9 protein-coding genes are annotated in these 13,315 nt (G+C 67.2%); 4 read left to right on the forward strand and 5 right to left on the reverse strand.

Annotated elements, in window-relative coordinates; all coding sequences use genetic code 11:
- Together AC3ET3_RS35120 and AC3ET3_RS35125 are read left to right on the forward strand one after the other, a co-directional pair.
- Positions 1 to 2,114, forward strand: a 2,114-nt coding sequence (locus tag AC3ET3_RS35120) for an ATP-dependent nuclease (protein ID WP_435613624.1), incomplete at its 5' end; no start/stop codon positions are given.
- Positions 2,114 to 3,997 (forward strand): UvrD-helicase domain-containing protein, encoded by a 1,884-nt coding sequence (locus AC3ET3_RS35125; RefSeq protein WP_435613625.1) that lies wholly within the window; start codon positions 2,114 to 2,116, stop codon positions 3,995 to 3,997. The genes AC3ET3_RS35120 and AC3ET3_RS35125, both read left to right, overlap by 1 nt.
- Positions 3,998 to 4,266: 269 nt before the next feature.
- Here AC3ET3_RS35125 and AC3ET3_RS35130 read toward each other — a convergent pair whose 3' ends face one another.
- The 5 genes from AC3ET3_RS35130 to AC3ET3_RS35150 all read right to left on the reverse strand — a co-directional run bounded on the left by AC3ET3_RS35130 (position 4,267) and on the right by AC3ET3_RS35150 (position 10,657).
- Complete coding sequence (locus tag AC3ET3_RS35130) at positions 4,267 to 6,513, reverse strand: hypothetical protein (RefSeq protein ID WP_435613626.1); 2,247 nt, start codon at positions 6,511 to 6,513, stop codon at positions 4,267 to 4,269.
- Positions 6,513 to 7,367: a hypothetical protein gene (locus AC3ET3_RS35135; protein ID WP_435613627.1), complete on the reverse strand. Its 855-nt coding sequence runs from the start codon at positions 7,365 to 7,367 to the stop codon at positions 6,513 to 6,515. Before AC3ET3_RS35135 ends, AC3ET3_RS35130 begins: the two co-directional genes overlap by 1 nt.
- Before the next feature lie 25 nt (positions 7,368 to 7,392).
- Positions 7,393 to 8,235 (reverse strand): vWA domain-containing protein, encoded by an 843-nt coding sequence (locus AC3ET3_RS35140; RefSeq protein WP_435613628.1) that lies wholly within the window; start codon positions 8,233 to 8,235, stop codon positions 7,393 to 7,395.
- Positions 8,236 to 8,520: 285 nt separating this feature from the next.
- Positions 8,521 to 8,898: a hypothetical protein gene (locus AC3ET3_RS35145; protein ID WP_435613629.1), complete on the reverse strand. Its 378-nt coding sequence runs from the start codon at positions 8,896 to 8,898 to the stop codon at positions 8,521 to 8,523.
- 571 nt (positions 8,899 to 9,469) lie between these two features.
- Complete coding sequence (locus AC3ET3_RS35150) at positions 9,470 to 10,657, reverse strand: hypothetical protein (protein WP_435613630.1); 1,188 nt, start codon at positions 10,655 to 10,657, stop codon at positions 9,470 to 9,472.
- 1,390 nt (positions 10,658 to 12,047) lie between these two features.
- Here AC3ET3_RS35150 and AC3ET3_RS35155 point away from each other — a divergent pair.
- Together AC3ET3_RS35155 and AC3ET3_RS35160 are read left to right on the forward strand one after the other, a co-directional pair.
- On the forward strand, positions 12,048 to 12,563 hold the full coding sequence (locus AC3ET3_RS35155; protein WP_435613631.1) for a hypothetical protein: 516 nt from the start codon (positions 12,048 to 12,050) through the stop codon (positions 12,561 to 12,563).
- A 385-nt stretch (positions 12,564 to 12,948) separates the two neighbouring features.
- Positions 12,949 to 13,315 (forward strand): sacsin N-terminal ATP-binding-like domain-containing protein (locus AC3ET3_RS35160; protein WP_435613632.1); only part of this gene is annotated, 367 nt, incomplete at its 3' end.

Here is a 13,315-nt window from a genome sequence, read left to right on the forward strand (position 1 = left end):
TAAGCGAGTTGCCCAACCACAAGACTCCGACGCCACCCCGCCTGACCAAGGCCGTAATCCAGAATTTCAGGTTGCTGCGTGAGACCGAGCTGTCCTTCGCTGACGACGTGACATTGTGCGTCGGCCGCAACAACACGGGAAAGACCTCGCTGGCCAAATTATTCAAGCTCTTCCTGACGAAGAAAGACAGCGTGCTGCGCATCGAGGACTTCTCTGCGGAATGCTACGCGGAGTTCCTTGACGCGCACCGCCTCTACGTTGCGGGTGAGAAAGAACAGGCGCGCGGTCGGATCCCGAAGGTCACCCTGACCCTCTATATCGCATACGACGCGAACTGTGGACAGTACGGCCCTCTGGCCTCCTTCATAGTGGACCTCGATCCCGACTGCTCCGAGGTCGTGATCAGGCTCACCTATGCATTGAAGGACGGCGCCCTGGACGTGTTCCTCAGCGACCTGGTCGGCAGTGGGGACGCTGCGCCTCTTGAGCGGCTCGCCAGACGCATTCCGGCCCACTTCGGGCTGTCTGTGACGGCGGTAGACCCCACTGACGACGCGAACGTCCGCACAGTCGATGTGGCGGAAGTCAAGAAGCTCCTAAAGGTGGACTTCCTCGATGCACAGCGGGGACTGGACGACGAGGACCGGGAGGCCGCCCAGCCCATCGGAGCAATCTTCGAGAAGCTCTTTACCTCAGCGAAGGGCAGCAAGCGTGTTGAGTGGCTGGAGGATCTCGCCACGCGTATCGACGTGATGCTCACGAACACCTCCAGCGATCTCGACATCAGTCTGCAGGAGATCCGCACCCAGGTAGCGCCGGCATTGACGGCCTTCGGATATCCGGGGCTGGGGAATCAGGAGTTCGTCACTGCTGCCCGCCTGGATTCTCGGCGGCTTCTCAGGAACTTCGCACGTATCCACTATCCGGGAGCGGCTGGCGTGCGGTTTCCGGAGTCGTACAGCGGCCTCGGAACGCGCAACCTGGTGATGATGCTCCTCAAGCTCTTCGCCTACTACCGCGAACACACTGCCCAGTCCAATGAACTGGGTATTCATCTCGTCTTTCTGGAGGAGCCGGAGGCTCACCTGCATCCGCAGATGCAGGAGGTGTTCATCCAGCAACTCCTTCAATTTCCCTCTCTCTTCCCACGGCTCGATGCCCAGATGCGCGCGACCAGTCCCCAACCGGTCGGCATGACGGAGGCGACCGGTTCCGGCAGCGAGAATGGATCGCCCTGGAGCGCCCAGTTCGTGGTGACTACCCACTCGGCGCATGTAGCCAATCGGGCGCGCTTCTCGAACATCCGGTACTTCCGCAAAGAGGAAGAGGCTGCCGAGCCCGGAGACGAGCCGAGGCCGGCTCGTACGGCCATCAAGGACCTCTCCCAGGTTTCGCGCGACGAAAAATTCCTGCTGAAGTACCTGACCCTCACCCGGGCCGACCTCTATTTCGCGGACAAGGCGATTCTCGTTGAGGGCGCCAGCGAGCGTGTCTTCGTCCCAGCCGCAGAGGAAAAACTCGCAGCGCGAAAGCCTGACACAGCTCGCTCGCATCAGTATGTGACGTTGATGGAGGTAGGCGGCGCGTACGCCCACAAGTTCTACCCCCTGCTGAGGATCCTGGGCATCCCAACCCTGATCATCACTGATCTCGATCCCATCGACGCAAGCGGTCCCAAGACCCGCAAATGCACCGTGTCCGAAGGAGGACACACATCCAACCAGTCCATCCGGGCATGGTTCGACGAGACGGGCGAGACCAAGGTGGCCGAACTACTCAGACGCGCCGAGGCAGATGCACCCGTAGCCGCCAACCTTTGCCTCGCCTACCAGGTGCCCGAGCAGCCCGGAGATCCATGCGGCCGTACCTTCGAGGACGCCTTCGTACTGGCCAACCCGACTCTCTTCGGTCTCTCCCGGCGTAGAGCCACGTCCACGAACGAGAGCCTGGAAAAGAGAGCCCGCGACAAGGTGGACGGCAAGGGCAGCAAGGTCGACTTTGCCCTCGAGCACGTCCTTGGCGAACACGACTGGGAGGTGCCGAAGTACATCAGGCGCGGTCTCGAATGGCTCATGGCACAGGACGGGACGGCGACGAAGACGGATGGCGAGTGATGACGGCACGTCCCGAAGAGATGGTGCACGGCAAGCGCGTCGTCACCGTGGCCGAGTCGGAAGCGCAGACGGTACGGGAGACGATCCTGACCGCATTGCGGGAGGGCAGCCACTTCAAGTTGGAGGCCGGCGCCGGTGCGGGCAAGACGAGCTCGCTGATTGAGGCACTTCAGAGCATCCTCGCCGACCGAGACCGGTACCTCCCGCGACGGGACCAGCGCGTCGCCTGCGTCACCTACACCAATGTGGCCCGCGACGAGATCATCAGTCGCACCGACGGCAGCCCGTCCGTCTTCGCCGACACCATCCACGGCTTCCTGTGGCAACTGCTCTCTCCCTTCCCCAAGTACCTGCTGCGCTACGTCGTCGAGCTCGATGCCATGCAGTCCAGGCTGGAAGGGCGAACATCACTGGACGGCTACACGGTCGATTACAGCACCGGCTACCGGAAGGTGGACCACGACACACTCCACGTTCAACTGGCGCACGACGACCTCCCTGCCCTGGCTTGCAAGTTCTTCGCCCTCCCCAAGTTCCGGGCCCTGGCCGCCGACCGGTTCCCCATCGTGTTCGTCGACGAGTACCAGGACACCCCTGCCGGTCTGGTGGAGGCCATGTTGGGCACGCCGGGTGAGGAGACTCCCCTCCGTGGTCCCCTCTGTGGATTCTTCGGTGACCACTGGCAGCAGATCTACGACAAGGTGTGCGGGACCATCGACGACCCGCGCGTGAAACCGATCGTCAGGAGGCGCAACCGCCGGTCGCAGCGCGCTGTGGTGGATCTCCTGAACGCGATGCGCCCTGAACTGGAGCAGACCACGAGCCCGGGAGCAGGTGAGGGGAGCATCACCATCTACCACACCAACGACTGGGCCGGTACGAGGCTCACCCACCACCGGAAGGGACAGATAGGCTGGGATGCCGCGCACGCGGCCCGCGGCTGGGCCCTGGAAGACGCCCGCCGACGCCTGTGGAACACCGAGGTATCCGATGGCTTGGACGGAGGGCGGGCGGCAGCGCCCAGCACGAAGATCCTCATGCTCACGCACGAGACGATCGCCGGCGAACTGGGCTACCAGCGACTTCACCAAGCCTTCCGGCGCAACGAGTCCTATGTGAAGAAGGAGGACCACGTCATGGCCTTCTTCCTGGACGTCCTGGAACCCGCACTACTTCATCACCGGAACAAGCGCTACGGCGCGATGTTCGACGCGTTCGGCCAACGCTCGCTTCTGACCTCCCCCGCCGACAAGCACGCCTGGGCGGCCCTCCTGAAAGAGCTCGAGAGGACCCGTGAGGATGGCACTGTTGGCGACGTCCTCGACCTCTGCCTGAACCAGCAGCTGTTTGATGGACTAGGAAAGGTCCGTGAACGCCACCGTAAGTCGGTGCCACTGGCCAACAGCGAATCGCAGGCCGAAAGCGACGACAAGGCCAAGGCGCGAGCGGAAGAGTACGAAGCCCTGCGTGCTGTTCCGTACGCGCAGCTAATGGCGTTGCATGACCACCTGGGCGGTGGCACACCCTTCGCGACGCAGCACGGAGTCAAAGGCCAGGAGTTCGACAGGGTGCTCGCCGTCGTCAGCAAGGGGCACACTCGCTTCCAGATCCCCGAGATGTTGGCGAATTTCTCCCGGCGTCACGGACTGCAGGGGAAGGAGCGGGAAGCCTTCGTCAGGGCGCGGAACCTCTTCTACGTGGCGTGTTCGCGGGCAAAAGAGCACTTGGCCCTTCTCTTTACCACGAAGCTCGACCCCGCTGCGCTCGACACCCTCCGGGAATGGGTGGGCGACTCACGGATCATCTCTCTGCGGTTCGATGGAGACTCTGTGATATGCGGCGAGCGCGAAATGAACAAGGCTGTCTCGCCAGTGCGCGGGTAGGCTGTCGGCCCTGGAGCGGCGGAGCATTGCCGCACAGCACCTCCGCCGTGCCTAGCGTATGGACCAGGGCGGGCGTGAGAAGAACCATCTACGACCGTGACTTGCGTAGTGAGGCGAACGAGGCACCAGGTCCGCTTCCTGCACGTTCGTGAAGATCTCACCCGTGGTTTCTGGGGCTCCTGATTACCTGGTGCCGCCATCTACCTTGCCCGCGCGCACCCAACTCTCGCCCAGCCCTGCCCACGCTGCATACTCGCCTCGGGCCTGGTTCAGTGGCCCGTCAACAGGAATGTGACGTATTTCCGGACACCGAGGTTGCGTCGGGTCTCCGTCCGTGCAGTGCTGAGTTCGCCCTTCACTCTCGCTCGTTCCGCCTCGGCGCCGCCCAGCTGCTTCTGGCGTTGCAACAGCTCGGCCCGCTTGCGCTGGGTCTCCATAGCGCGCTGCTGTCGGTCGGCAGTGAGCCGCTGCCGTTCGTCGGTGATCTGCTTCTGGAGGGCGTCCCGGTCCTGCTGGGCCTGGACCTCCGCCTGCTTCACCTCCCGGTCGTACTGCGCCCGCAGCGTGGCGATCTCCGCGCGGATCCTCGTCAGGGCGGGCCCGGGCAGCTTGGCGGGTGCGGAGGCCCTGGCCCGTTGCTCCAGGGACCGCCGCCATGCGTCGAGGGCGCTCGCCCGCGCTTCGCCCACGCCGGACACGCGGACGTGGTGGCCGCCTGGGCGGACGAAGTAGGCGACACGGCTCCCGGAACCCTGGCTCTGGGAGTAGGACACCCCCGTGAAGTCGGCCGCCGTGCGGATACCGGCCTGCACCAGAGCCCCGACCGTTTTGGCGCCCATGTTCGGCAGTGACCGCGCTTCCTGGATCGAGGTGGCGCGCAGCTTCGCCTCGACGTGCTGGCGCACCGCGGGTTCCAGCGCGGCGGCGATCATGCTCTGCTCTCTGGCGGGCAGCTCCGCCTTGCGCTTGCGGGACTGGTCGGTGCGGCGGTTCAGCTCCATGGTGATGCGGGCCAGTCCGTCGCGCAGGTCGGTCTGGAGGGTCTGGATGCGCTTGTCAGTGGCCGCGCCGTCCTTGGCCGTGGCGGCGTCCAGCTTCCGGATCTCCTGCTCCAGCCGCCGGTGGGCGCCCGCCGGATCCTTGAGTTCGCGTGCCCGGCGACGTAGTCCCCGGACCCGTTGGCGGGCGGTGTGGTACTCCGGCCTGAGCCGCCGGCCCACGCCGATCAGGGCGGCCGAGACGAGTAGGGCGGACCCCTGCGCGGCAGGCAGGTAGCCCTCCGGCTGTCCGACAGTGACCGCGAGCACGCCGGGGGCGGCGGTGCTCAGTACGGCGGTGGCCGCGGCCGCCAGGTCGCGAGGGCGGCGCCCGGTGAAGCCCGTGGCGGGGGCCGGAGCGCCGGTCGGCACCGCTCTGGCGGCGGCCGGCGCCACGCGGTCCACCAGCCAGGCTGGGATGGCCCCCGAAGGTGCGGTGGCCGGGGCGGCCACGCTCGTCCTACCACCGGTCGTCGTCGGAGCCGCGGCGCCACCATTCCCGTTGCGGCGCGGGGCGGGCAGCGTGAGCGCGTCGGCGGTCAGGCGGGGCAGCGCAGAGCAGGGTCGCCCGAGGAAGCCCCTGACGCGGTCCGCCTCCGCGCGGAGCCGTTGGTCGAAGTGGCCGAGGAGCAGTGGCCAAGCCAGGGAGGTCGCCGGGTCCTTGAAGTCGGACTCGGAAAGGATCAGGTACTCGCCTTGGGCGTCGTGAAGCTGGGTCCACAGGCCGGGGTCGGCGGCCACGGCGAGCAGGGAGAGGTGGATGAGCCAGGCCGAGAAGCGGTCCATGGCAGGCCCGAAGTCGGCGGCGCCGCGCTGCGGCGACTGGTAGTTGCGGTGGCCGTTCTCCGTCGCCGCCTCGCCCTTGAGGGCGGGGACGTACATGCCGTCGTAGTCGACGAGCCGGAGAGTGTTGTCGTCCGCCACGAGGATGTTGCCGTGCTGCAGGTCGCCGTGGGCGATGCCGTGGTCCTCCAGGTCGCCCGCCAGCGCGAGGAAGCGGTCGGCGAGGGCGTGGACGGCAGCCGAGTCGTGGCGGTGGCGGTCGATCCACGAGATGAGGTCGGTGCCCTGCACCCACGCCATCCGCACCACCGGGAACCAGTCGCCGAGAGCCAGGACGCCCTGCTCCAGGAACTCGAAGCGCACAGGCCACGGTTGGGAGAGGCCACCGGTGTCGAGGGCGCGCAGGGCAGCGCTGATCGCGGTGTAACGGACGCCGATGGCGGAGGTGTCCCGGGTGAAGCACTTGAGCGCGTAGCGCTGCCCGTCCCGCGCGGTGACGGAGAAGACGCTGGCGAAGTTGCCAGAGATTGCCTTGGGTCCGAGGACGGGGCTCTGCTGGACGGTTCCGTGCCGGAGATCGGGATCGCGGAAGCAGAGTTCGGGGTGCTGCAGGGCCTCCGCGTAGTTCGCGCCCGTGGGGAACTTCCGGACAGCACCGGTTCCGGTGGCGGGGCGACCGCCGCGGGACACAGCCATCACGCCTCCGTTCTCACCCGGATCCGGATCAGGGTCACGTCGTCGTTGCGCATGAGCCCACGCGCCCGCTGGTCCTCCACCCACTCCGTGAAGGGCTCATCGCCCACCTCGGCAAGCGTGGCAAGCACGGTGCCGGGCGCCCGGTGCCCGTGGTGCGGGGACAGCAGCCAGGCGGCCAGCGCGTCGCTGGCCAGCAGCACCTCGTCGCCCGGCGCCAGGGTGCCGTGGGCGAGCCGCAGCCGCTCGGCCACCAGGGCCGTGTCGTGGTTACGGCTGCCGAGGAGCTGGGGGGTGATGCCGAAGCCCTCGACGTCCTCGACGGGGAAGGCCCGCCGGACGACACCGTCCCGCAGGTGGAACAGGCAGCTGTCGCCCAGGGCGAAGGCGTGCCAGGACCAGTCGGCCCTACCACCACCGGACACGGTGGCTCGGACCTCCACCCCTAGGACGGTCGCGAACGCGCCCTTCTCCAGGCCAGGTTGCTCGTACCATGTGATGGGCCGGCCACGGGCGTCGCGCTCCGCCCGGTACCACTCGAGGTACGCCTCCCAGCGAGGCGCGGACCGCTCCATGAGGTCGAGGACGAACGTGTCCACGTCGTCCCACCAGTCACGGCCGAGGGACATCGACTCGACGGCGTCCGCGACGAGACGCTCCGCCCAGGCGCCCGCGAGTAGGCTCTCCGAGGCGCCGTCGGACACCGCCGCGTACAGCGGGAGGACGGTACGGCCCTGGTCGTCGGCCCGTGCGTCCCCGACCCAGGACCGCCCGGCGTCCTCGCACTCCTTGAGCGTGTTGCCCGCCTTGGGCACCCGCAGCAGCTGGCATTCCGGCAGGGCCGAAACGTCCTCCATGGTCAGCGCAGCTCCGTCTCGGTGGTCAGCGCAGTTCGGTGGCGCGGGTGCCGATGTCGAGGAACTCCACGATGGAGGTGATGTCCGCGTTGTAGACGAAGCCCCGAGTGGTCTCGCTGACACGATGCCCCTGCGAGGCCGCGTAGGAGCGCATGTGGCTGGGCAGCACGCTGGACATCAGGAACAGCAGCCGGGCGTACGTGTCCGGCAGCCCCTCCTCGCTGTCCGGGAAGGTGACCGGTGTGCCGCCGCTTCCGGACACGTGGAGGTTGAACAGGAGGACCGCGCCATCGGCGGTGGCATGCGAGGCCAGCGCGATCGCGGCGCTGGTGGGATCGCCGTCGGTGGACTCGCCGTCGGTGAGGTTGAGCACGATCGGCGGGAAGCCGCTCGGGTGAGCCTCGACCCAGTTGGCCACGAGGCTGTCCGCGTAGCCGAGGGCGCGTGTCATGGGCGTACCGCCGTTGGTCACCGGGTCCATCCACACCGGGAACTGCACCGAGGTCTCGACCAGGCCGCCGGCGCCGTCCGGCACCTTCTTGGTACGGCTCTCCACCCGCGCCGGGTTGTTGGCGACCTCGCTCAGCGGAACGAGGTCGCGCCCGGCCAGCGCCCCCTGGAACGCGGAGCCGACGTGACTGTGTCCGTACCCGATCACGGCCACGTGGAAGTAGTCCCGTACGCCTTCTTCCTTGGCGCACTTGACGGACAGTTCGGTCAGCAGCCGGTTGATCGCGTCGGACACGACCTCGGCCCTCTGCTGCGTGACCTCACCGACGCCCATGGGATCGCTCATGGAGGCGGACTGGTCCACGAGGAAGATGAAGCAACCCGGATTGGTTCGGCTGATCTCTGCGGTGTACGGCACGGCGCCCCTCTTGCTGTGAAGGGGATCACCATATCGAATGACCAGTGCTTTCACACTGCCTTCACAGTCTCGATGTCGGGGAAGTGATCGGCACTCACATGCCGTTCCACCGGCCACCGGCATGAGCCCCCGACGGTCTGCTCGACGACGTTTGGATCCAAGTGCTGCTCGGCGTCTTGGAGGAGGTTTTCGATGTCTCCGGAATCGAGGCCAGTGCCTTCACCCAGGGCAGATTCCCGTCAGGGCAGATTCCCATGATCAATGACATGCGAGGCAGTCTGCTGGTTACGCCTCGTGTGGCCACTGGGGCTGCGCGGCGTTCGGGGTGATGAAGACCGCAAGGCAGCGGAACTCGCCACTTGAACCCTCCAGTTGGGTGTACTGACGCCAGGCGAGCGTGTAGGCGCCGCGCAGCACTCGGGTGTTGCCCGGGAAGGAACCGCCGGCCCACAGCAAGGTGCCGCTCAGTTCGCGGCCGTGGTGGATCCGGAACTCCTCGTCCCTGGTGGGCATCCTGCGTTGCCTGGGGCGCCACAGGGCGGCCTCGTTTGTGATGAGCAGGGCCAGCCCGTTCTGGTCCTCGCGGTCGCAGAAGCGTTCCAGCCTTCCTACGTCCCGCAGGAAGTCCCTACGCGCGACGTCCGGCGCGTTGTGTCCGCGCAAGGCGTACTCCTCGGGAGGAGTCCCGGCGGTACCCGACCAATCCCGGGTCACGTATTTGAATTCGATTGCCGTACGGCCCGCAGGCCCCAGGCACAGTAGGTCCAGGTACTCCGAGGCGTCGCTCCCGCGCACCGGGACCTCGAGACGGCACCTGACCTCCGGCGCGACCTCGCCCACGGCGAGGGCGAAACTGTGCTGGAGATCGGCCTCGGAATGGAACACCGGCCGCCGCGCGCGTAGACACTCCAGGACTTCGCCCAGTGTGGCGCTACCCGCGATCGTCTCCAGGGTGGCGGGCGGGGGAGGGGGCGGGGGTGTTGGCATCGGCGTGGCCATGACGCCATTGAAGACTGTGCGGCCTGCCCATGTCAGCTGACGTCGACTATCGTCGACAGGACGTCGGCCACATCGCTGGACGCCGAGGCGCTCATGATCCGCCGAACGCATCTTCAAAGGGGCCGATACCGAGGATGCCGTCGGGCGGCAGCGATCTCCTAAAGAAGGTTGGTACGACGGAACCCGGGCTTGCTCGACTACTGGGTGCAGCGGCGGGGTGCATCGTGACCGACGGTTATCGAGTCGCGCCTCGGGAGCACGTTCCGCACGCGGTACGGCCTCCTCTGAGGCTGGTCAGGGTGAGGGTGATGGCCGTGCTGCACCTGCAGCGGCAGCGCCACCGGTCGGTGGTCTTCCCCGGATAGGGCTCCAACGGCTCGAACCCGGCGGCGCGTGCCTCCGCGGCGGCTGTCGCGGGATCGGTTCGGCCACCGGATCGGGGGCACTTCTTGCAGCCGGTGGTTCCCGACCGGACGGATGACAGGCGCGTCATGACCTCGTTTCCGCAGGAACAGCGGCAGCGCCAACGGTCCGTGGTACGGCCGGGGTACGGCTCCAGCGGCTCGAACCCGGCCGCTCGCACTTCGGCGGACGCACGCTCGTCGGTTGCCGAGTTGAGGGCACAGAACCGGCAGCCCTTCGAACCGCTGTTGACGTTGGAGTAGGTGGGGCTGGTTTCGAGACCGCATGTGGTGCAGCGGCACCGCCACGGCGTTTGGCTGCCCGGGTAGGGTTCCAGCGGTTCGAGTCCGGCGGTGCGCATGGTTTCTCGGGCCTTCGGCGCGTTCGTGGCGGCGCGTTTCGCCTGGGTCTCCTTTGCCCGGCAAACGCGACAGCGCTGGCCCGCGTTACGGACGGCGTTGAACGTAGGACGCCCCTCGTGCCCGCAGGTCGTGCAGCGCGAGGGCCAAGTCGCGTTGGTGCGGCCGGGATATGGCACGAGTGGCTCGTATCCGCAAGCCCGCATCTCAGCGGCTGCGGCCTCCGCGTCGATGAGGACCGCAGCACGTGGTCGGCCGCCAACTCGGGGCGCATAGGGTTTTTCTGCGCTCCGTGTTTCCTCATCGACCATGGCCCAGACCTCGGCCGCCGTGATGCGGGCTGCGGAGCAGGTCTCGGTCCAGCCGTTCGGCATGACGTCGCTCGTGAGGAAAGGAACGAGTCCGGCCTGACGCAGGCGGCCCAGCACGGCCTGCTCGACGTCGTAGGCGGCTGCGCCGGTGGTGTATTCACGGGCCTGATGCAGTTGCCAACCCTGACGTTCGTGTTGGATGAGGCGAGAGGTGTAGCCGGTGCAGGCACCGATCCCGATCTTGACGGCTTTCCACTCTTGGTGGGTGATCACGTAGACCTTCGACTGTCCTGACAGGTCGATGCCGTGGGTGGCACAGAACTTGCATCCTCCACCAGCACGGATCTTCATGAGCGTCGGGGAGACCTCGTTGCCGCAGGCTGTGCAACGGCACCGCCACGCAGTCACCGAGGTGGCATACGGCTCCAGCGGCTCCAGCCCAGCCGCGCGCATGGCAGCCACCGCGATGTCCGGGTCGGTCTTTCTACCCGCTGCCGCCCTCACGTCGGCACAGTGCCGACAGCCGCCCTGGCCCGCCAGAATGCCGCCCAGACTCGGTGACGTCTCACGCCCACAGCCGTTGCAGCGACACCGCCACGCCTTGTCACGACGCCCGGCGTACGGTTCGAGCGGTTCCAGGTCAGCGGCACGCATGGGGGCCTCGGCTTCGTCCGCGGGCCAGCGGCGTCGGCCACCCAGGGAGGGAGGGCAGTACGGGCATGCCCGAAGGCCGCGCCTGAGGTTACTCAACCTGATCTCGACGTCTCGGCCGCACGGCAGGTGGCGGCAGTGCCACAGCCCGCTCGGTCCCGGGTAGGACTCCAGCGGCTCGAGGTCGAAGTCCTTCGCCTCAATTGCGGCCCGGTCGCCGTCCGTGCGGGGCAGTTCGCGGCGACGCGACCATGCCCGGCTGATGCCCTGCCCGGCGTTCTTGCGCCCGCACGGGCCGCAGCCCCCTTGTCCGCCCTTGACCGACCCATGAGTGGGTGTCCCGATCGTGCCGCATGTTGTGCAGCGGCACCGCCAGGGCATGTCGGTCCCGGGATAGGGCTCCAACGGTTCCAGACCCGCCGACCTCATGAGCGCGGCGGCCTGGTCCGGATCGACCGGCGCGTTCGGCGCGCACCATCGGCACGGTCCCCCTCCGCGTTTGATGTACGAGTAGCGCGGCTTGACCTCCCGACCGCACGGCACGTGCCGGCAGCGCCAAGTGGATGTGGCCCCGGAATACGGCTCCAGCGGTTCCAGGCCGGCCGAGCGCATCAACGCCACCGCCTCCTCCGGAGGAATCGGAGCCGTGCCTGAGCAGTACCGGCAGCCGCCCTGCCGGCCCGCGGCAATGTTGCCCAGCCGCGGTGACACTTCTCTCCCGCACGCTTCATGGCGGCAGCGCCAGGGCTTATCACTTCCTGGATAGGGCTCCAGCGGTTCGAGCCCGGCATCCCGCATAATCAGCACCGGATCGCGTGGATCCTTCCGCGGACGTCCCGTCGCCACCCGGCCTCCTTCTGAAGTGCCCACTTCCGGGGTGAGGATCGCATGCGGCACTGACAACAGCCCTGTTCGCGTCGCGAGCTTGGGGCGGGCTTCCTCGCGGCGGCCTTCTTGCTTGGCCCTGCCGGGCTGTCCTGTTCGTGGCCTTCGGCAGCTTGTGGACGTTGGCAGGCCCGTTTTCACCGCGAGGAGACTTCGCTCGGGTGGGGACTCGTTCAGGGCGGTCATGAGGTCCGATGAGCTGTTCATGGAACTGTGGCCCGAGCGCCGACGCGAGGCACTCGCACTGCTCAGCAGAGCACGCCGTCAGCGCCGGCACGGGGCCGTGCGGATCGTCGTCCGGCATCTACACAAGATCCCCAGTGCACGCCACACCGCTGAAGACATCGCCCACATTCTGGCCATGAGAGACCGGCAACCCTGGGCACAGTACGAACTGGCCTTGTGGATGTACGAGCGACTCGAAACAACTGAGGAGGGACTGCCCCCGCTGGAGAGCATTCCCGACGAGGTGTTCGCGCTCATGGAAGCTGCAGCGGCTCATCACCAAGACGCACGCCGCTTGTGGGGACAGCTCCTGAGTCGCATGGGGAGGGAGTACGAAGCCCGCGAGGCCCTGTTCGCCGCTGTCGACAGCGGCGACTACACCATCGTCACCCACGGCGAACTCGGTGAGCACCTGTTCCCGGACCAGCCGACCAAGGCCGAGCAGTTGAAGATGTACGGCCTCACCGCTGAGGGAGAGCCACACGACGTCTGGTAGTCCAACGACCAGGAGCTACGGCCATCCACTGCTCGACCAGTTGCCCGCGATCGAGTCCGCTCATCCATCTCAGAGCCCGACTAAAGGGTGTTGCAGAAGCCTATGATCAGGCAGGTCGGAGCGGTGTTCGGGCCTGCTTCTCGGGATCAGTCCGGAAGGCCCTACCCAATGGGCCCGCGTCGGGATCCGCTTGCCCGCTACCCGGCTTGCAGCGTACGAGCGCTTTGATTAAACGGGCATGCTACGCAGCCACAGGCCGCCGGTGTCAAACGCCCTTCAGGGCTCCTCCTCGCTCAGTAGGATCACCGACAGAGTGGGGCGGGAGGCGCACGGGGTGGGGCGCAGCGGTATGGCAGCGGGGGGCCGGCGACCGTCGGCGGAGCGTGTGCGGCAGCGCCGGTCGGCCGCCGTGCGCAGGCGCGTGCACGAGAAGGCGCTGGTCGAGGTGCGCGGCTGTCTGCGGGACTGGGACGACGGCCGTGACGCGGCCCGCGAGGCCAAGGCCGTGGCCGAGACGATCATCGCGCCCGAGTACGAGGGCCGGGTGCTCATCGAGTTGTTGCAGAACGCGCACGACGCGCACCCGGCCAGAGCCACCGACGGACGCATCGAGATCCGGCTGGACGAGGACGAGGGTGAGCATGGCACCCTCTATGTGGCCAATTGTGGCAAGCCGTTCGGCGGCAAGAACTTCAAGGACCTGTGCAGCATCGCCTTGTCCAGCAAGCGTGCCGACGCCGGGATCGGCCATA

Source organism: Streptomyces sp. bgisy159 (genome assembly GCF_057707805.1).